The organism is Shinella sumterensis (assembly GCF_004514425.2).
GTDB lineage: Bacteria > Pseudomonadota > Alphaproteobacteria > Rhizobiales > Rhizobiaceae > Shinella > Shinella sumterensis.
Genome location: NZ_MYFN02000002.1, coordinates 164877 through 181766, shown reverse-complemented (window position 1 = coordinate 181766; position 16890 = coordinate 164877). Strand labels below are relative to the sequence as shown.

The window sequence follows — 16890 nt, the reverse complement described above, 5'->3', positions numbered from 1 at the left end:
ACAGTTTAAATCTCGTCGGCAACTGTCTTTTCGCTGTCCCGGGCGTCGTCGGGCCCTGCGCCGTGCAGGTTTTCGTCCATGGCCCGCAGCAGTTTCAGGAGATTGCGGACGTCCTTTTCGCTCAGGCCCTCGGCAGCCTGCTGCTCGCTCAATCGTCCCGCCTCGGTGATTTTCTCGATGGAGGCATGCCCCGCCTCGGTGAGATGCACGACGGTCAGGCGACCATCCGTGCCATCCGCCCGCCGTTCGACGAAACCCTGCGCTTCGAGCCGCCCGATCGTGCGCGTCATGGTCGGAGCCTTGACGCCGAGGCGGTTGGCAAGCGCCCCGGCGGTCAGCCCGCCCTCTTCGGCAAGCGCGAGGATCACGCCGTCCTGTCCGGCATAGAGGCCGGTGGCGAGCAGATTGCGGGAAAGCACCGTACGCATGGAGCGTGCCGCATTCACGACGGCCGCAGCAAGGCCCGAGCCGGAAACGGCATCGTGCGATTTCTTCTTCTTGGCCTTCTTTCCGTCCTTGCCGTCTTTGTGCTTCTTGCCCATCGATCGCCTCGCTCCACGCCCTTGCATCACGGGCCTGTCCTTGTATGACTCAGGTTGAAGGCTGGCGGCAAGTGAGGATCGGAGGCAGGCATGGCGCATCCGAAGATGCGGTGGACCGAAAACGACCCCATGCTTGCGCCGGCGGACCGCGCTGGCTGGATTGCCGTGTTGCCGCTCGGCGCCCATGAGAGCCACGGCCCCCACCTGCCGTTCGAAACCGACACGCTGATCGCCGAGGGCATTGCGGAGCGCCTGATGGCCGTCCTGCCGGCGCACCTGCCCGTAACGTTCCTGCCTGCAGAACCCATCGGTTATTCGCCGGAGCATCTCGACGTGCCCGGCACACGCTCGCTGGACTATGCCGTCGCTATCGAACGATGGCTACGCATCGCCGAGGATCTCAACCGCTTCGGCCTGCGCAAACTCGTCCTTCTCAATGCGCACGGCGGCAACGCGCCGCTGATGACCATCGTGGCGACGGAAGCGCGCGTGCGTTTCGATATGCTTGTCGTGGCGACGGCCTGGACGCGGTTCGGCCAGCCGGACGGATGGATCAAGCCGGAGGACAAGGCGATCGACATCCATGGCGGAGACATCGAGACCTCCGTGATGCTGGCGCTGCACCCCGAAAAGGTACGGATGGACAAGGCGGAGCGCTTCGGCTCCCGTCAGGCGGAATTCGCCGCGCGTTTCGCCCATCTGCGCGCCTACGGCCCGCACGCCTTCGGCTGGAAGATGTCCGACCTCAATCCGCTGGGCGTGGCCGGAGACGCCAGTGCCGCGACGGCCGAAAAGGGCGAACAACTGATCATGCACGCCGTGCGCGGTCTTGTCGGCCTTCTCGAGGATGTTGACGGATTCGACGTCGAAACACTTCGCTGACGGCATTTGCGCTGGCCCGTTCGATCTCCTATATCAGTCGCGACGACGGACCAGACGTCCCATCCCTCGAGGTTCCCATGACCGAAACAGCTCTTCCCAAGCCCATTCCCGTCACCGTGCTCACCGGCTATCTCGGTGCCGGCAAGACGACGCTGCTCAACCGTATCCTCACGGAGAACCACGGCAAGAAATACGCCGTCATCGTCAACGAGTTCGGCGAGATCGGCATCGACAACGACCTGATCGTCGAGTCGGATGAAGAAATCTACGAAATGAACAATGGCTGCATCTGCTGCACCGTGCGCGGCGACCTGATCCGCGTCGTGGAAGGCCTGATGCGCCGCCCCGGCCGCTTCGACGCCATCATCGTCGAGACGACGGGCCTTGCCGATCCGGTTCCGGTCGCCCAGACCTTTTTCATGGACGACGATGTTCGCCAGAAGACCGAACTCGACGCGGTCGTCGCGCTGGTCGATGCCAAGCACCTGCCCCTGCGCCTCAAGGACAGCCGCGAGGCCGAGGACCAGATCGCCTTTGCAGACGTCGTGCTCATCAACAAGACCGACCTCGTCAGCCCGGAAGAGCTTGCAAGGATCGAGGCGACGGTGCGCGTGATCAACCCGTCCGCCCGCATCCATCGCACGACCCGCTCGGATATCGACCTCACCAAGGTTCTCGACCAGGGCGCTTTCAACCTGGAGCGGGCGCTCGAAAACGATCCGCACTTCCTCGATCACGATCATCCTGACCATGTCTGCGGCCCCGATTGCGGCCATGATCACCATCATCATGGGCACGACCACGATCACGACCATCACCATCACGACCATGATCATGACCACGGCGTCTCGCCGATCCATGACGTGACGGTGCAGTCGATTTCGCTGCGCGGCGGCGAGATGAACCCGGAACGCTTCTTCCCCTGGATCCAGAAGATCACCCAGACGGACGGGCCGAACATCCTGCGCCTGAAGGGCATCATCGCCTTCGCCGGCGACGAGGAGCGTTATGTCGTGCAGGGCGTGCACATGATCGTCGAAGGCGATCACCAGCGCGCCTGGAAGGACGGCGAGAAGCGGGAAAGCCGCCTCGTCTTCATCGGCCGCGATCTCGATCGCGAGAAGATCGAACGGACCTTCAAGGCCTGCGAGGCACAGAAGGCATGACGCCGGACAGTGTGACCCGGTTTTCGGATAACGCCATACGCAGGAAAGACGTGTAATGCCGACAGTCGCCCCTCTCGATCTCGACGGCCATGTCGTCGCGACCGCCTTTCTCGGCGACGTGCCGTTCTTCGCCTCCGCCTCCGGCGTCATCCATCGTCTCGATCATGGCCAGAAGGCCAGCGAGGCGCATGACGGCCTGCTGGCCTGCGTGCGCGACGAAGCAAACGATACGCTGATCACCGGCGGCGAGGACGGCAAGGTGCAGCGCATCGCCGCCGACGGCACCGCGACCTTGCTGGCGGAGGTGCCGCGCAAGTGGATATCCGTCGTGGCGGCCGGCCCGCAGGGCGCCGTCGGCTTCGCCGAGGGACGCACGGCGCGCGTACGGTTGGCAGACGGGACGATCAAGGAGTTTCCGGAAAGCCGATCCGTCGAGGGCATGGCCTTCGCGCCGAAAGGCCTGCGCATCGGGATCGCCCGTTACAATGGCGTTTCGCTGCACTGGGTCGCGATGGCGGCCCAGCCGGTCGAACTGGAATGGAAGGGCGCGCATAACGGCATCACCTTCTCGCCGGACGGCCGCTTCGTCGTCACCACCATGCAGGAAAACGCCCTGCACGGCTGGAAGCTCGATCCGAAAGCGGGTGCCGACACCCGCCATATGCGCATGACGGGTTACCCTGCCAAGGTGAAATCGTTCTCCTGGTCCGCCAAGGGCAAATGGCTCGCGTCTTCCGGCGCGCCCGCCGCCATCGTCTGGCCCTTCTCGGCCAAGGACGGCCCGATGGGCAAGCCGCCGCTCGAACTCGGCACCCGCGCCGATGTCATGGTCACCTGCGTCTCGTGTCATCCGGCGGAAGATGTCGTCGCCATCGGCTATTCCGACGGCATGGTTCTGGCGGCCCGCTTTGCCGACAGCCGTGAAGTGCTGCTGCGCCGCCCCGGCAAGGGTGCCATCACATCGATGGGCTGGAACCGCAACGGCAAATTGCTTGCCTTCGCCAGCGAGACGGGCGACTGCGGCGTCATCGATCTGGCCGGCTGATCTTCCGCACCCCCCTAAAATGAGGAACCCGGGAGAGCAAGCTCTCCCGGGCCACTGACCGCAGGGACAGGGCGGGGATTACGGTCAGTGTCTGCGCTTCTTGCAGCCGCAATCGCTGCCGCCGCTGCCGCTCAGGATGCCGAGGGCCGAGCCGTTGAGCACGCCCGAAAGCGTGCCGTTCAGGCTGTTGTTCAGCACGCCGTTCAGGACATTGTTGTCGCTGAGGACGTTGCCGACGCCCACGCCGACGCTCGGGGCGATCACGATGCCGCCGGTCTTGGTCTTGTTGCCGCTGAGGATGCCGAGGCCGAGCAGGCCGCCGGCGGACGCCTGGCCGGCACCGGCAAGAGCGATCACGGTAGCGATTGCGATGATGCGGGTCTTGTTCATGGTCTCTCTCCTTTGGTTGCGCACCTCAAAGATGCACAACTAAAAGTAATGCAAGATTCCATCAACACAACCGGATTTGCTCGATATAGCAAAGAGTTAACCATAACGTAGACAAGTTTAACGAATACCTCCGGAATGCAACCATTGCGGAATTATCGCGGGATTTACCTGCGATATCTCAACCTTTGAGGGTTTTTTAACCACATAAGTCCAGGATTTCGAGCCGATAACCGATACGGGGCGCGGAACCGGATGCGTATTTCACAGGCCATGCTGGCCACGATCCTGCTGGTGGCGGGCGGCAATCCGTCGCTGGCGGATTCAACCATAGATTACACATTCGGTAGTGGCCGCACATCGAATATCTTCAAGGACACGACGCGGCTTCCCGCCTCCTTCGCCGAAGCAGCGCTGAGCCTTCGCGGCAGTTTCGACCTTGAGGAAACCGATATCGCCTATGCGGTGACGACGCGGGCGCGAAAGGTGCCCCGCTACCGTTTCGCGGACGAGCGGGCGGCAGGCATTGAAATCGGCCTTGCGCGCGATATCGGCGAGGCTGTCAAGTTCACGCTTCGCGGCAGTATCGAACACCGGCAGACGGGCGATGTCCTCCTCGCCCTGCCTGGCCTTCTCATCGGCTACCGCCAGGCGGACATTCTGGCCAATGCCAGCACGGGCCTCACGATCGAGCACGCCGGCGGCAAGAGCCACCTCACGGCATCACTCGCCCGCTTCGGCCCCGGCAAGGCGCGATTGACAATTCCAGGACTGCCGCGCGTGCAGCTTGAGGGCGGCAACACGCTCTACGAAGTAACGGCAGGGCATATCCGCCCGCTGCTCGGCGGCGAGGTGGGCGCAACGGTGCAGTTTCGCACCAACCGTATTCCATGCGATCCCCAGGACAATTTCGAGCGCTACCCCGCACGGACCCTGCGCGGCTCGATCGCCTTCGGCCGCGTGTTCGGCGCCGTGACATTGCTGGCGGAGGCGGGTCTCGTGCGCGTTGAGAGCCCGGACCTGGGCGCGAGCGTCGATCCGACCCGTCCGTTCCTGAAAACCGAACTCGCCTGGGCGATGACCGAGACGGTCGCGCTCAAGGGAAAGCTGTCACGGGATATCGCACTTGCCGACATCGATGATCCCCTGGGCGAGGATGTACGGACGCTCAGCCTGGCGCTGGAAACCGCGCTGACGGAGAAGCTGAAGCTCAGCCTCGCCTTCGAGCAGGCGTACAGCGACTGGCTCACTTACGACTATCGGACACGCACGAATGCCACGACGGCGACCCTCACCTACACGCTCGAAAAGGGCGCGTCCGTGGCGCTGGAATACAGCCACCTCGTGCGCAAGGAGACCGACGAGACCGCCGACTTCAAGGTCAACGGTCTCGCTGCGCGGTTCCAGGGCTCGTTCTGAGCCTCACCACTCCAGTTCCAGATGCGGCCGGCCGTTCGAGGTCTTCTCCAGCGTCCGCCCCGTTTCGTCGACGGTGCAGTTCACACGCTGGCGGAAGGCGGAGAAACTGTCGAAGGTCACCACATCGACGGGCGTGTCGAAATGCAGTGTCATGCGGTAGCGGCCCGGCTGGCTGGTCAGCGCCTGCACGCCGATGACCTCGGCATCGAACGGCTGGCCAAGATAGGTGCCGCGCACGCGCGAGCCGAGCATCCAGGGATTGAACGGCGGCCGGTTGCCGACCGCGGCATGCAACGTATTCCAGTCGCGAAAGCCGTATTGGGCCGCGATCAGCTCCAGGGCACGTGAATGCGAAACGGGCTGCATCTCGTCCGCAAAGCGCGCACGCAGCCGCTTCGCCTGGTCTTTCAGGGTATCGAGGGAAGGAAGGGGCGTCGAGAGAGGACGCATGTCGGAACTCCAGTGTCTGCATGCGTCATTTCGGAGGGAGCCCGCATTGCCACCGGTTCGCATGCGTGATGCTGGAAGACCGATTATCCTAAGAGAGACTTCACCAAAGCTTGCGCTCGCGGACGGCAGGGGCTCTCACCCTGCCCTGCACATAGGTCTTCGCGGCCCGTCTGTCAAATCTCCCGCTTGCACGAGGGCCGGAAGCGTGGGAGCACTTTCCCAGGAGGAACCCACCATGACATCCGTTACCCTCATCGCCTTCGCCGCCGTCGCCTTCATTGGCATTGCCACGCCCGGCCCCACTGTGCTTCTCGCCCTCACCAACGGCTCGCGCTACGGCATCCGCCGGGCACTTCCCGGCATGGTTGGCGCCGTTCTGTCAGACTTCATGCTGATCGGCGCAGTCGCGCTTGGCCTCGGCGCGCTGCTGGCGGCTTCGGAATTCTGGTTCTCGGTCGTCAAATGGCTGGGTGCGGCCTATCTCGCCTTCCTCGGCATCCAGATGCTGCGTTCCACCGGCTCGCTCGGCCGCACTCTCGACGACATGCAGGCCGCCGACCGCAAGACGTCGCAGGCGATCTTCTCCAAAAGCCTGCTGGTCGCCGTAACCAATCCCAAGGGCTACCTGTTTTTCTCGGCCTTCCTGCCCCAATTCATCGATCCAGCAGCCCCTCAGACGCAGCAATATGCACTGCTCGCGCTTGTCTTCGCAGCCATCGATTTCCTGGTAATGTTCGGTTACGCAGCACTCGGCTCGCAGGCCGCGCGCATGCTCAAGACATCGGGCGCTGCTTGGCTCGACCGCGTCTGCGGCGGCGCATTGCTGGCGCTTGCGGGCTCACTCGCCTTCTATCGTCGCGCCGCGAACTGATCAGCTCTCAGCCGTGCCAATGATCTTCGCAAGGAGGTCATGCAGGTTGTCGCGATAGCCGGAGCGGGCGGAAGGATCGCCCTCTTCGGAAGTCATGGCGACGGTCAGGCCGAGGTCGGGCACGATATAGAGCATCTGGCCGCCAAAACCCCAGGCATAGTGAACCGTCTTGCCGCCGATTACCCGCTCGAACCATCCGTAGCCGTACCCGTCGTTGGAAAAGCGCGAATTGGTGCGCGACTGCCAGGATTGGCGGATCCAGTCCTCCGGCACGAGCTGCGTGCCGTCGGCGGTGCGCCCGCCATTGCGGTAGAGCTCGCCGAAGGCCAGCAGCGAGCGTGTGCTCATCGCCATCTGGTTGCCGCCGAGATAGATGCCCTGCGGGTCTCGATCCCAGGCACCGATGCGGAAACCGTCGAGCGGGCCGAGCCAGTCGCGCGCCAGCGCCAGTGTCGACTTGCCGCCGACCTTCGTCAGGATAGCCGAGAGAAGATGCGTCGAGCCCGTGGAATAGAGCATTGTCCCGCCCGGATCGTCGACGAAGGGCATGGCGAGCGCCGCACGCACCCAGTTGCGGCTGGCGACCCAGCGCCCGTAATTGCCGCCGGAGGTGCGCTCCAACCCTGCCTGCATGGAAAGCAGGTTGCCGATGGTGATGCGGCCGAGCCGCGGGTCACGTTCCGCCGGCAGGTCGCTGGCAAGGATGGGCGCGATCGGCTGGTCGACGCCTTCGAGCAGGCCCTTGGCGATGGCAATGCCGACGAGGGCCGAGATGATCGATTTCGACGCCGACTTGATGTTCGCGCTTTCGGCCGGCGTATGCCCGCCATAACCGCGCTCGGCGACGATCTTGCCGTTATGCGCGACGACGACCGCCTTCAGCTGCGACAGCGACGAGGCCGCAGACAGCGTCTCGGCGACCGTCCGCGCCGGCTGGGCGACAACGGGTTCCTGCGCGCGGGCGCCGGCGAGCGGGAATGCCAGGGCAAGGCCAATGATGAAAAGCTGCTTCCTCATGGGAAGGCAGATAGGCGACGGGCAGCGCAATTTCATGGCCGATGGCCGGGCTTCACGCAGTGTTGAAAACCTGTGAGCACCCGGCCATAAGCCGATTCGTCCTCAGAAGCGGTAGGTGATACCGGCGCCCACCAGCCACGGATCCAGCTTCGCCTTGCCGGTCAGCGGCGTCCCCTGGTAATTGACCTTCCATTCGGGCTCCAGGAACAGTTTCTTCACGTCGAAGTTCACGCCCCAGTGCTGGTCGATCATGTAGTCGAAGCCGACCTGCAGGGCCGCGCCGACCTTGTTCTTGACGTCGAGATCGGCGAAATCACCGGAACCGGACTGGTTATAGAACAGCGTATAGTTCACGCCCGCGCCGACATAGGGTTTGAATGCGCCGAAATCGGTGAAGTGATATTGCAGGGTCAGCGTCGGCGGCAGGAGCCAGGTCTTGCCGACCTTGCCAAGGCCGGCGATGGAATCCGCCGCGTTCACATTCGCATAGGTGGTGCCGAGGATGAGTTCCGCCGCGATGTTGTCCGTGAAGAAGTAGGAAATGTCGAGTTCCGGGACGACCGTATTGGAATAGGTCAGGCCCGAACCCGGGATCGCGTCCACATAACCCGAATCGTTCGTGATGACGCCAAGCCCGCGCACGCGGATCTGCCAGGGGCTCTGCGCCGCGATATCCACCGGCGCTTCCGCAGGCGCCATGCGCTCTGCAAGATCAGCCGCAAAAGCCCCGCTGCCGATCAGCGTCACCGCCGCGGCAAGCGCCGCGCGCCTGATCCGCACAATCCCATCTCTCTTCATGTCGTCTCTCCATCATCACGACTCGTTTTGCGACGCGACTATGAGAGCCCGGCGCGAGAGAAGCCTTTGAGATGGATCAAGTGAGAGGCATGCGAATGGACGATTGCATGGAAATCGACGGGAGACTTGTCAAACGTCCAATTAAAACAATGACAAGCGTCAAGAATGGAATGGCCGGCCCGCAGCCGGCCATTCCTCAGGCAGCCTTTCGCGCAGCCGGCATCACGCGGCGGCGACCGCTGGGAACGAGCACGCCCGCCGCACCATCCAGCCAGCCGTCCTTCAGTTCCAGCGCGAGGAAGCGGCGGCGCTCGAAGGGACCGGGCATGACGAGATGCTGCGCCTTGGCGGCGAAAAAGCCGAAGCGCTCGTAATATTCAGGGTCGCCGACCAGAAGCACCGCACCGTGTCCACGGTCGCGCGCCTCGGTGATGGCAGCCCGCATCAGCGCGCCGCCGATGCCCTTGCCTTCGTGCTCGCAGTCGACGGCGAGCGGGCCGAGCAGGAGCGCCGGCACGGCATTGCCATCGGCATCGACGCCCGCTTCGACATTCCACAGACGCACGGTGCCGATCACATGCCCTTCGGCATCACGCGCAACGAAGGCAAGGCCTTCGGCCGGCAGGCGACCGCGGCGCAGCGTCTCCGACGACTTGCGGAAGCGCGCCTCGCCCATGACACGGTCGAGCAGACGCTCGCGCGCAACGACATCGCCGGCATTCTCCTGGTCGATGGTAAAGGCGGAATGCGCGAAGAACGCGCGGACAGAATCAAGAACAGTGGCCATCTCTGGGCCTCCCGTGCTCAAAACCGATTCAAACGGTATCCGGAACGAATTGTGAAGATGGCGCTCCCGCAGGGACGGGAGCGCCGGGGCGGTCAGATGACAAAAGCCTTGAGCGGCTCGAAGCCGTTGAAGGCGACCGCCGAATAGGTGGTTGTGTAGGCGCCGGCGCTTTCGATCAGAACCTCGTCACCGATCGAAAGGGTGATCGGCAGCGGATACATGTTCTTCTCGTACATCACGTCGGCCGAATCGCAGGTCGGGCCGGCGAGCACGCAGGGCTCCATCTCGTCGGCATCGCGCGCCGTGCGGATGGGGTAGCGGATCGCCTCGTCCATGGTTTCGGCAAGGCCGCCGAACTTGCCGATGTCGAGGAAGACCCAGCGATGCGCGTCGTTATCGGACTTCTTCGAGACGAGAACGACTTCCGCCTTGATGACACCCGCATTGCCGACCATGCCGCGGCCCGGCTCGATGATGGTTTCCGGGATCTGGTTGCCGAAATGCTTCTTCAGCGCCGAGAAGATCGCCTTGCCATAGGCTTCGGCCGACGGGATATCACGCAGATACTTCGTCGGGAAGCCGCCGCCCATATTGACCATCTTCAGCTCGATGCCCTGCTTGGCCAGCTGCACGAAGACGCGCTTGGCATCGGCGAGAGCCGCATCCCACGCGTCGAGCTTCGTCATTTGAGAGCCGACATGGAAAGACACGCCATAGGACGTCAGGCCCAGCTGGTGCGCATAGACGAGCACGTCGACGGCCATCTGCGGCACGCAGCCGAACTTGCGCGACAGGGGCCATTCCGCACCTTCGCCATCCGTGAGGACGCGGCAGAAGACACGCGCGCCGGGAGCGGCGCGTGCGACCTTCTCCACTTCCTCATGGCTGTCGACGGCGAAAAGGGAGACACCGAGCGCATGAGCGCGCGCGACATCGCGTTCCTTCTTGATCGTGTTGCCGAACGAAATGCGGGTCGGGGTCGCGCCGGCATCGAGCGCCATCTCGATTTCTGCGACAGACGCGCAATCGAAATTGGAGCCCATGCTGGCGAGAAGGCGCAGGATTTCCGGCGCCGGGTTGGCCTTGACGGCATAGTAGATCGCGCTGTCCGGCAGGGCGTGGCGGAAAGCCTTGAAATTGTCGCGCACCACGTCGAGGTCGACCACGAGGCACGGGCCGTCGGGACGTCGGGTGTTCAGGAAGTCGATGATACGTGCGGTTGCCATCTCGGTATTCCCCATATCCAGGTTGCTCCGGGAAAATCCCGGAGGACAAAGGGCGGATACGAACACGCTCTGGAACCAGCCGGTGGAGACCCCGGTACCAAGCATGCGCATCAGCGCGAACGGTGAACCGAAGCCCGCCTAGGCTTCAATTCGGCTTTGTCTGCCTTGGATTGGTGGGAAACCCGACCGCACGTCCGGCAATGAAGGTGTGCCTCTTCAGTAACCCCGGCTGATGGAAAGCCGGCAGACACCAGAAAGGCCCGCACCGTCGTTGCTTCAAGATGTCCTCGCATTTCCCGGTTGGCCGGAATAGCGACTGGAGCGGTTAGTTCCAGGTACCTTACCGATGATCCTCACCAAATCGAGGGTCGGCGGACACCCACAGGCACGTGCGACTTTGGGCAGCACGGGAGATAAGAAGAATCGCTGTCGTAATCAAGAGCTTTTTTTGCGTGGCGCTATTGAAAATAATCCGCCAGCCACGACATTCGCGAAACTGGCTTTCGATGGAACTTTTTTCTACGATCGGCGACCCAAGCGCCGTCTTCAGCCGCAGGCCGCACCCGCGATCCAGCGGCACGTCTATTTAAGTGGGGACACATGGACACTTTGACCCGAATCCGGGCCTTCATCGACGTCGTCGACGCCGAGGGATTTTCCGCTGCATCGCGCAAGACCGGCCGGTCCAAGGCGCTTCTGTCCAAATATGTACGCGAACTGGAAGACGAGCTCGGCGCTCTGTTGCTCAACCGCACCACCCGCCAGTTCTCGATGACCGAGCCCGGCCACACCTATTACCGCACCGCCTCCGATATCCTGAAGGAGATCGACAACCTCGCCGATCTCGTGCGCGAAAAGAACACGGACCTGCGCGGCAAGCTGAAGGTTTCGGCGCCGCGCACCTTCGTCGATGCCGAGATCGGCCAGTCGCTGATCGATTTCGGCAAGGAATATCCGGAACTGTCGCTTGAAATCGTCGCCGACGACCGCTTCGTCGATCTCGTCGAGGAAGGCTTCGACGTGGCGATCCGCATCACGCGGCTGGAGGATTCCGCCCTCATCGCCCGCAAGCTCGGTGATTTCCTTCTCAAGATCTGCGTGACGCAGGAGTTCCTCGACCGCACCGGGCCGATCAATCACCCGAGCGATCTCGCCCACCTGCCCTGCATCATCGACACGAACGGCAAGTCGCACAGCAACTGGCGCTTCGTGGATGACAAGGGTGCGGGTTTCAGCGTGCCGGTCGGCGGGCATATCGAGGTCAACAGCCCGACCGCCGCCATACGCGCGGCCGCGAGCGGACTCGGCGTCGCCCAGGTGCCGGCGTTCATCGCGCGGCCCTGCCTGGATGCGGGGCAGGTCGTTTCGATCCTCGAGGATTATCTGCCGACCGACCGCGGCATCTATGCGATCTACCCGCACAGACGCTATCTGCCGGCCAAGGTGCGCACCTTCGTCGATTTCCTGCACGGCTGGTTCCGCCGCAATCCGGGCATAGAGGCCTGAGGGTCCCAATTCCGACCCATTTGCGTTAGATTCATCCGGTCGATTCCTATCGCCGAGAGGACTGAACTTCATGCGCTTCCTGCCTCGCCTGCTCGCCGGAGCAGCCCTGCTGGCGCCGGCCACCGCCTTCGCCCATCCGCACATCTTCGCGGAGGCACGGCTGGAAGTGACCGCAAACGAGGACGGCACCATCAGCGAACTGCGCAATGTCTGGCGTTTCGACGAGATGTTCTCCGCCAGCGTCGTGATGGACTTCGACAAGAACGGCGACAACCAGCTCGATCCGGACGAGCTTGCCGAAATCGGCAAGACGGTGCTCGAATCGCTGGAGGAGTTCAGCTACTACACCACCATCACCGAGGACGGAAAAACCGTGAAGGTGGCCAAGCCGGATGCAATCAATGTCGATTACAAGGACGGCCAGCTCCTGATGTTCTTCACGGTGAAGCCGGGCGAAGTCATGCCGCTCAAGGGCAAGCTCACCTTCGGCGTCTATGATCCCACCATGTATGCCGCGATGGATTTCGCCTCCGACGACGATCTCGTCGTGGTCGGAAACAAGTTCGCCGCCTGCAAGCGCGAGGTGGTGCGTCCGGACCCCGACGAGGTTCTGGCCCAGAACCAGGCCAGCCTGACCGAGGCATTCTTCAACGATCCCGCCGGTACCGACATGTCGAAGATGTTCGCCACCCGCCTGGAGTTGACATGCTGACCCGCAACCGCGCCATCGTTTTTGTCACCGTCACGCTAGCCATCGCCGCCACCGCAACGTTCGCCCATGCACAGTCGCCGCTCGGCATCGGCGCTGCGGAGCCTGGTTTCAACACCAACGGCGCTTTCGGCGGGCTGTTCTCGTGGATCAACGCCCAGCAACAGGGCTTCTACCGCATGATGACCGGCGCGCTGAAGGATATGCGCGAAAACCCCTGGGCGGCATCCACGCTGGTCGGCCTCTCCTTCGCTTACGGCGTGTTCCATGCCGCCGGCCCGGGCCACGGCAAGGCGGTCATCTCGTCCTACATGCTGGCGAACGAGGTGGAACTTCGGCGCGGCGTACTGCTCTCCTTCTTGTCCTCCATCCTCCAGGGTATCGTCGCCATCCTGCTGGTGGGCGCCGCCTATCTCTTCCTGCGCGGCACGACCGTCTCGATGACGGACGCTACCCGGGCGCTGGAGACGGGAAGTTACGCGCTCATCACGCTTTTCGGTGCCTGGCTGCTCTTCCGGAAACTGCGTCCGGCACGCCGCGCGTCGGCGCTGGGCGCGCAGGCCGTGGAAGTCCATGACCACCACCATCACCATTCGCACGGGCACCATCATCATGCAGGCGAGGTTTGCTCGACCTGCGGCCACGCGCACGCGCCGGACCCGTCGCTCCTGAAAGGCGACCGCTTCGCGCTGCGCGAAGCATGGTCGGCCATCGTCGCGGTCGGTCTTCGCCCCTGCTCCGGTGCTTTGATCGTTCTGAGCTTCGCGCTGCTCAACGGCCTTTACCTCGGCGGCATGCTTGCCGTTCTGGCCATGTCGATCGGCACGGCCATCACCGTCTCGATCCTCGCTACGCTCGCGGTCACGGCCAAGGGCGCCGCCGTGCGCTTTGCCGGCAACGGCTCGGCAGCCGTGCGTGTCGGCACGGCGATCGAGATCGCCGGCGCACTGATGGTCATGGTCCTGGGATTGCTCCTGCTCGGAGCCTCGCTCCAGCTCTAGTTTCCGTGCTTGCGCTGATAGCGCGCCCGCAGCCAGAAGAGCAGGAAGAAGCACAGCACCATCGCCGCGCCGAAGGCGCCCGCCAGCCATGGCGAAAGATCGCCCAGCGCGATCATGATCCTGGGCACGAAGTAGAACACCACGCCCGTTCCCAGCAGAATGAGGATGGCGGCAATCGCCGTCGACCGTCCCTTGTCGCCGCCGCTCATGCCGCACCTCCTGCCACGATGTCCGCCCTTATATCCTCGAGCCGGCGCTTCTGGTTGCCATCAGCATCGAAATTGTCGGGTGCCAGCCAGGCCTCGAAGGCCTTTGCGATCACCGGCCATTCGCCGTCGATGATGGAGAACCAGGCCGTGTCGCGGTTCTCTCCCTTGGAGAGCATGTGCTGGCGAAAGACCCCTTCGAAGGAGAAGCCGAGACGGGCGGCGGTGCGTTTGCTGGCCGAATTGTCGTTGTGGCACTTCCATTCATAACGACGGTAGCCGAGGTCTTCGAAGACGTGCCTGGCAAGCAGATATTGCGCCTCTGTAGAAAGCGGCGAACGCGACATGCCGCTGCCATGGGCAATGCCGCCGATCTCCACGACGCCGTTCGCCGGGTCAGGCCGCATGTAATGCGCCATGCCGACGACCTTGCCATTGGCTTTGTCCACGATGACCTCACGCACCCAACCGGATTTGATCACTGCGTCCGACCAGGCATCGAAAGCCTCGATGCCGGTAAAGTCGGGCTGCGCGAAATAGCGCAGCAAAGGGTTGATGGCCATGCCGCCGAACGCATCCCACAACGCGTTAAGATGGCGCGCACGATCATAGGGCTCCAGCCGCACGTAACGGCCTTCGAGCAAAACGGGAGCGGGAGGCGGTGCCCCTTTCCAGTCCTTGAGATCGCGCATGATATCCTCCATCGGTCGTCCCGAAGGGATAGAGCAGCGGGCGGTTGCGCGCAATGCGCAAAGCAGGGAGCGGCGTTCCGCCGCCCCCCGATACAATCAGACGGTGGCGGCAGAAACCGTCGCCTCGATATGGTCGACCAGCGCATCCGCCAGTCCAAGACGGCCGGCGAGGAGATCGAGATAACCGCGTTCGGCGCGCGACTTCGGCTCTATGGCAAGCCGCGAGGCCGTATAAAGCTCGACGCGCTGTTCTTCGGTCTGCGCGGCCGCGACGATGGCATCGATATCGATCGGGTTGGCAAGTTCCGTTTCCAGGAACGCCGCGGCATCGTCGCCGAGGCCCGACACCTTCAGCTTGTCGATGATGCGGGCACGCTCGGCATCGTCGATATGGCCGTCGGCACGGGCGGCTGCGATCATGGCGCGCACGAGGATGAGTGCGAAGTCGCTGCTTACCGCTTGCGGATGAAAACCGGAATCGGCCGGAGGCGGCAGAAGTTCGGGCGTCCCGCCCTGCGCGGCTTCGGCGGGGTTCTGACCGTCGCGATAATTCTTGTAGGCCTGGTAGCCGAGGCCGGCGATCGCGGCGAGGCCGCCGATCTTCAGAGCGGAGCCGGCAACCTTGCGGCCGCTGTCTGTGCCCAGCAGGACACCGGCAATGGCGATGCTGGCGAGCGGATTGTCCTTGGCAAGCTGCGTGACCTGACCTGCGCGATCCCGCACGGTTCCACCGGCGCCGGGCACCTGCGAACCGAGGAACTGATCAAGCAACTTCTTCGCGTCAAACATGGGGCGGTCTCCGTTGTTCTGCCGACTATCAGGCAAGATAGGAATGACCTTTGCCGATTACAAACGCATAACGGGCGGCTAGGGCCGCCCGTCTGCAAATTCCGAGAATTGCGATCAGCCCTTCAGGGCAGCCGCTTCGGCGGCCAGTTTCTCGATGCCCGCCCAGTCGCCCCTGGCGACGAGATCCTTCGGCGCGACCCACGAACCGCCGACGCAGACGACGTTCGGCAGCGAAAGATAATCGCGGGCATTGGCAAGCGAGATGCCGCCCGTCGGGCAGAACAGCGTGCTGGCAAGCGGCGACGACAGCGATTTCAGATAGGCCGCACCGCCCGCCTGCTCGGCGGGGAAGAACTTCAGCACTTCATAGCCTTCCTCGCGAAGGCCCATGACCTCGCTTGCCGTCGCCGCGCCCGGCAGGAGCGGAATGTCGGAATCGGAGGCCGCATCGATCAACTCCTGCGTGGTGCCGGGGCTGACGATGAACTGCGAACCGGCCTCGACGGCCGCTTCGAACTGCGCGGCATTGAGGATCGTGCCGGCGCCGGCGACAGCGCCCTCCACTTCGTTGGCCACGGCGCGGATCGCTTCGAGGGCGGCAGGCGTACGAAGCGTGATCTCGATGGCCTTCAGCCCGCCGGCGACGAGCGCGCGCGCCAGGGGAACGGCGGTCTTGACGTCGTCGATGATAAGAACCGGCACGACCGGCTGGAGCTTCAGGACGGAAAGCAGCTTGGCATTCTTGTCGCTCATGACACCACCTTTTAAAACGATTGAATTGAAATCGGGCATATCGCGTCTGCGACCACGTGTCGAGCCTTACGCGCAATTCTTGGACTTGTCATGACACCTGTATCGTGTAGTGTTTGCCCGCTCCTGACGTGTCTCCAACAGCGAAAGCGTGCCTATGGCAAAAGAGATCGAACGGAAGTTTCTGGTGTCGAGCCAGCGGTGGCGCGCCTTCGCGGATGAAGGCATCGCCATAAGACAAGCCTACATCGTCGCGCAGGATGACCGCTCTCTCCGGGTGCGGATCTTTGGCGACGGACGCGCGCGCATCACCCTGAAGATCGGCCATGCCGTCCTTGTCCGCGACGAATACGAGTACGACGTCGATCGCGACGAAGCCGAGGACATGCTGCGCCATGCGATCGGCAAGGTAATCGAGAAGGTGCGCTACCGTGTGCCCCACAAGGGCCATGTCTGGGAGATCGATGTCTACCAGGGCGTCCATCGCGGTCTGGTCATTGCGGAGGTCGAGCTTTCCTCCCGCCTCGACGAGCCGGAGCTGCCCGATTGGGTGGGCCGCGAAGTGACCGGCGAAAGCCGGTATTCCAACCAGTCGATGGCGCTCGGCATCAGCAACGGCGCCAGCCTGCGCCAGCTCACCTGAACCG

The 16890-nt window shown here is 63.4% G+C and carries 21 protein-coding genes; 10 read left to right on the top strand and 11 right to left on the bottom strand.

Annotated features, from left to right (window positions below; genetic code table 11):
* Positions 1-5: 5 nt before the first annotated feature.
* Positions 6-542: a MarR family winged helix-turn-helix transcriptional regulator gene (locus B5M41_RS04685; RefSeq protein ID WP_134645971.1), complete on the bottom strand. Its 537-nt coding sequence runs from the start codon at positions 540-542 to the stop codon at positions 6-8.
* Positions 543-632: 90 nt separating this feature from the next.
* On the opposite strand from B5M41_RS04685, the gene B5M41_RS04680 reads away from it, so the two are divergent.
* The 3 genes from B5M41_RS04680 to B5M41_RS04670 all read left to right on the top strand — a co-directional run bounded on the left by B5M41_RS04680 (position 633) and on the right by B5M41_RS04670 (position 3635).
* On the top strand, positions 633-1424 hold the full coding sequence (locus B5M41_RS04680; RefSeq protein WP_134645973.1) for a creatininase family protein: 792 nt from the start codon (positions 633-635) through the stop codon (positions 1422-1424).
* A gap of 77 nt (positions 1425-1501) precedes the next feature.
* On the top strand, positions 1502-2590 hold the full coding sequence (locus B5M41_RS04675; RefSeq protein ID WP_134645975.1) for a CobW family GTP-binding protein: 1089 nt from the start codon (positions 1502-1504) through the stop codon (positions 2588-2590).
* A gap of 55 nt (positions 2591-2645) precedes the next feature.
* Positions 2646-3635 (top strand): WD40 repeat domain-containing protein, encoded by a 990-nt coding sequence (locus B5M41_RS04670; RefSeq protein ID WP_134645977.1) that lies wholly within the window; start codon positions 2646-2648, stop codon positions 3633-3635.
* A gap of 84 nt (positions 3636-3719) precedes the next feature.
* Here the strand turns inward: B5M41_RS04670 and B5M41_RS04665 are convergent, their stop codons facing one another.
* On the bottom strand, positions 3720-4025 hold the full coding sequence (locus B5M41_RS04665; protein WP_230639993.1) for a hypothetical protein: 306 nt from the start codon (positions 4023-4025) through the stop codon (positions 3720-3722).
* Positions 4026-4277: 252 nt separating this feature from the next.
* Here B5M41_RS04665 and B5M41_RS04660 point away from each other — a divergent pair, with 252 nt between their 5' ends.
* Positions 4278-5441, top strand: a complete 1164-nt coding sequence (locus tag B5M41_RS04660; protein WP_134645979.1) for an outer membrane beta-barrel protein — start codon at positions 4278-4280, stop codon at positions 5439-5441.
* A 3-nt stretch (positions 5442-5444) separates the two neighbouring features.
* On the opposite strand, the gene B5M41_RS04655 is transcribed toward B5M41_RS04660, so the two are convergent.
* The gene (locus tag B5M41_RS04655; RefSeq protein WP_134645981.1) at positions 5445-5891 is read right to left on the bottom strand and encodes a glyoxalase superfamily protein; all 447 of its coding nucleotides are present in this window, start codon (positions 5889-5891) and stop codon (positions 5445-5447) included.
* Between the two features lie 235 nt (positions 5892-6126).
* Between B5M41_RS04655 and B5M41_RS04650 the strand changes: the two genes are divergently transcribed.
* Entirely contained in the window at positions 6127-6762 is a 636-nt protein-coding gene (locus tag B5M41_RS04650; protein ID WP_134645983.1) for a LysE family translocator, read from the top strand.
* On the opposite strand, the gene B5M41_RS04645 is transcribed toward B5M41_RS04650, so the two are convergent.
* The 4 genes from B5M41_RS04645 to odc2 form a co-directional block, all read right to left on the bottom strand.
* Positions 6763-7779 (bottom strand): serine hydrolase domain-containing protein, encoded by a 1017-nt coding sequence (locus B5M41_RS04645; protein ID WP_134645985.1) that lies wholly within the window; start codon positions 7777-7779, stop codon positions 6763-6765. It abuts the gene before it with no gap.
* Between the two features lie 102 nt (positions 7780-7881).
* Positions 7882-8577 (bottom strand): OmpW/AlkL family protein, encoded by a 696-nt coding sequence (locus tag B5M41_RS04640; protein ID WP_134645987.1) that lies wholly within the window; start codon positions 8575-8577, stop codon positions 7882-7884.
* Positions 8578-8773: 196 nt separating this feature from the next.
* Positions 8774-9364, bottom strand: a complete 591-nt coding sequence (locus tag B5M41_RS04635) for a GNAT family N-acetyltransferase (RefSeq protein WP_134645989.1) — start codon at positions 9362-9364, stop codon at positions 8774-8776.
* A gap of 92 nt (positions 9365-9456) precedes the next feature.
* Positions 9457-10590 carry an ornithine/lysine decarboxylase gene (gene odc2 / locus B5M41_RS04630; RefSeq protein WP_134645991.1) on the bottom strand — a complete coding sequence of 378 codons (1134 nt, stop codon included), beginning with the start codon at positions 10588-10590 and terminating at the stop codon, positions 9457-9459.
* Between the two features lie 346 nt (positions 10591-10936).
* On the opposite strand from odc2, the gene B5M41_RS04625 reads away from it, so the two are divergent.
* The 4 genes from B5M41_RS04625 (at position 10937) to B5M41_RS04610 (ending at position 13806) form a co-directional block, all read left to right on the top strand.
* The gene (locus B5M41_RS04625; protein ID WP_134645993.1) at positions 10937-11203 is read left to right on the top strand and encodes a hypothetical protein; all 267 of its coding nucleotides are present in this window, start codon (positions 10937-10939) and stop codon (positions 11201-11203) included.
* A complete protein-coding gene (locus B5M41_RS04620) occupies positions 11191-12096 on the top strand; it encodes a LysR family transcriptional regulator (protein ID WP_134645995.1) in 906 nt (301 codons plus the stop codon). The genes B5M41_RS04625 and B5M41_RS04620 overlap by 13 nt, the downstream gene beginning before the upstream one ends.
* Positions 12097-12166: 70 nt before the next feature.
* A complete protein-coding gene (locus B5M41_RS04615) occupies positions 12167-12808 on the top strand; it encodes a DUF1007 family protein (protein WP_134645997.1) in 642 nt (213 codons plus the stop codon).
* Complete coding sequence (locus B5M41_RS04610) at positions 12802-13806, top strand: nickel/cobalt transporter (protein WP_134645999.1); 1005 nt, start codon at positions 12802-12804, stop codon at positions 13804-13806. The genes B5M41_RS04615 and B5M41_RS04610 overlap by 7 nt, the downstream gene beginning before the upstream one ends.
* On the opposite strand, the gene B5M41_RS04605 is transcribed toward B5M41_RS04610, so the two are convergent.
* The 4 genes from B5M41_RS04605 to B5M41_RS04590 form a co-directional block, all read right to left on the bottom strand.
* The gene (locus tag B5M41_RS04605) at positions 13803-14015 is read right to left on the bottom strand and encodes a hypothetical protein (RefSeq protein ID WP_134646001.1); all 213 of its coding nucleotides are present in this window, start codon (positions 14013-14015) and stop codon (positions 13803-13805) included. The two genes, B5M41_RS04610 and B5M41_RS04605, sit on opposite strands and share 4 nt — an antisense overlap.
* Positions 14012-14704: a GNAT family N-acetyltransferase gene (locus B5M41_RS04600; protein ID WP_134646003.1), complete on the bottom strand. Its 693-nt coding sequence runs from the start codon at positions 14702-14704 to the stop codon at positions 14012-14014. The genes B5M41_RS04605 and B5M41_RS04600 overlap by 4 nt, the downstream gene beginning before the upstream one ends.
* A gap of 96 nt (positions 14705-14800) precedes the next feature.
* Positions 14801-15493, bottom strand: coding sequence for a tellurite resistance TerB family protein (locus B5M41_RS04595; protein WP_134646005.1), 693 nt, complete (start codon positions 15491-15493; stop codon positions 14801-14803).
* 114 nt (positions 15494-15607) lie between these two features.
* Positions 15608-16246 carry a 2-dehydro-3-deoxy-phosphogluconate aldolase gene (locus B5M41_RS04590; RefSeq protein WP_134646007.1) on the bottom strand — a complete coding sequence of 213 codons (639 nt, stop codon included), beginning with the start codon at positions 16244-16246 and terminating at the stop codon, positions 15608-15610.
* A gap of 154 nt (positions 16247-16400) precedes the next feature.
* Here B5M41_RS04590 and B5M41_RS04585 point away from each other — a divergent pair, with 154 nt between their 5' ends.
* On the top strand, positions 16401-16886 hold the full coding sequence (locus B5M41_RS04585; RefSeq protein ID WP_134646009.1) for a CYTH domain-containing protein: 486 nt from the start codon (positions 16401-16403) through the stop codon (positions 16884-16886).
* Positions 16887-16890 lie beyond the last annotated feature (4 nt).

Excerpts from the sequence above, each read along its gene's own strand:
- B5M41_RS04685 (WP_134645971.1), bottom strand. The coding sequence starts at position 542 with ATGGGCAAGAAGCACAAAGACGGCAAGGACGGAAAGAAGGCCAAGAAG.
- B5M41_RS04680 (WP_134645973.1), top strand. The coding sequence starts at position 633 with ATGGCGCATCCGAAGATGCGGTGGACCGAAAACGACCCCATGCTTGCG.
- B5M41_RS04675 (WP_134645975.1), top strand. The coding sequence starts at position 1,502 with ATGACCGAAACAGCTCTTCCCAAGCCCATTCCCGTCACCGTGCTCACC.
- B5M41_RS04670 (WP_134645977.1), top strand. The coding sequence starts at position 2,646 with ATGCCGACAGTCGCCCCTCTCGATCTCGACGGCCATGTCGTCGCGACC.
- B5M41_RS04665 (WP_230639993.1), bottom strand. The coding sequence starts at position 4,025 with ATGAACAAGACCCGCATCATCGCAATCGCTACCGTGATCGCTCTTGCC.
- B5M41_RS04660 (WP_134645979.1), top strand. The coding sequence starts at position 4,278 with ATGCGTATTTCACAGGCCATGCTGGCCACGATCCTGCTGGTGGCGGGC.
- B5M41_RS04655 (WP_134645981.1), bottom strand. The coding sequence starts at position 5,891 with ATGCGTCCTCTCTCGACGCCCCTTCCTTCCCTCGATACCCTGAAAGAC.
- B5M41_RS04650 (WP_134645983.1), top strand. The coding sequence starts at position 6,127 with ATGACATCCGTTACCCTCATCGCCTTCGCCGCCGTCGCCTTCATTGGC.
- B5M41_RS04645 (WP_134645985.1), bottom strand. The coding sequence starts at position 7,779 with ATGAGGAAGCAGCTTTTCATCATTGGCCTTGCCCTGGCATTCCCGCTC.
- B5M41_RS04640 (WP_134645987.1), bottom strand. The coding sequence starts at position 8,577 with ATGAAGAGAGATGGGATTGTGCGGATCAGGCGCGCGGCGCTTGCCGCG.
- B5M41_RS04635 (WP_134645989.1), bottom strand. The coding sequence starts at position 9,364 with ATGGCCACTGTTCTTGATTCTGTCCGCGCGTTCTTCGCGCATTCCGCC.
- odc2 (WP_134645991.1), bottom strand. The coding sequence starts at position 10,590 with ATGGCAACCGCACGTATCATCGACTTCCTGAACACCCGACGTCCCGAC.
- B5M41_RS04625 (WP_134645993.1), top strand. The coding sequence starts at position 10,937 with ATGATCCTCACCAAATCGAGGGTCGGCGGACACCCACAGGCACGTGCG.
- B5M41_RS04620 (WP_134645995.1), top strand. The coding sequence starts at position 11,191 with ATGGACACTTTGACCCGAATCCGGGCCTTCATCGACGTCGTCGACGCC.
- B5M41_RS04615 (WP_134645997.1), top strand. The coding sequence starts at position 12,167 with ATGCGCTTCCTGCCTCGCCTGCTCGCCGGAGCAGCCCTGCTGGCGCCG.
- B5M41_RS04610 (WP_134645999.1), top strand. The coding sequence starts at position 12,802 with ATGCTGACCCGCAACCGCGCCATCGTTTTTGTCACCGTCACGCTAGCC.
- B5M41_RS04605 (WP_134646001.1), bottom strand. The coding sequence starts at position 14,015 with ATGAGCGGCGGCGACAAGGGACGGTCGACGGCGATTGCCGCCATCCTC.
- B5M41_RS04600 (WP_134646003.1), bottom strand. The coding sequence starts at position 14,704 with ATGCGCGATCTCAAGGACTGGAAAGGGGCACCGCCTCCCGCTCCCGTT.
- B5M41_RS04595 (WP_134646005.1), bottom strand. The coding sequence starts at position 15,493 with ATGTTTGACGCGAAGAAGTTGCTTGATCAGTTCCTCGGTTCGCAGGTG.
- B5M41_RS04590 (WP_134646007.1), bottom strand. The coding sequence starts at position 16,246 with ATGAGCGACAAGAATGCCAAGCTGCTTTCCGTCCTGAAGCTCCAGCCG.
- B5M41_RS04585 (WP_134646009.1), top strand. The coding sequence starts at position 16,401 with ATGGCAAAAGAGATCGAACGGAAGTTTCTGGTGTCGAGCCAGCGGTGG.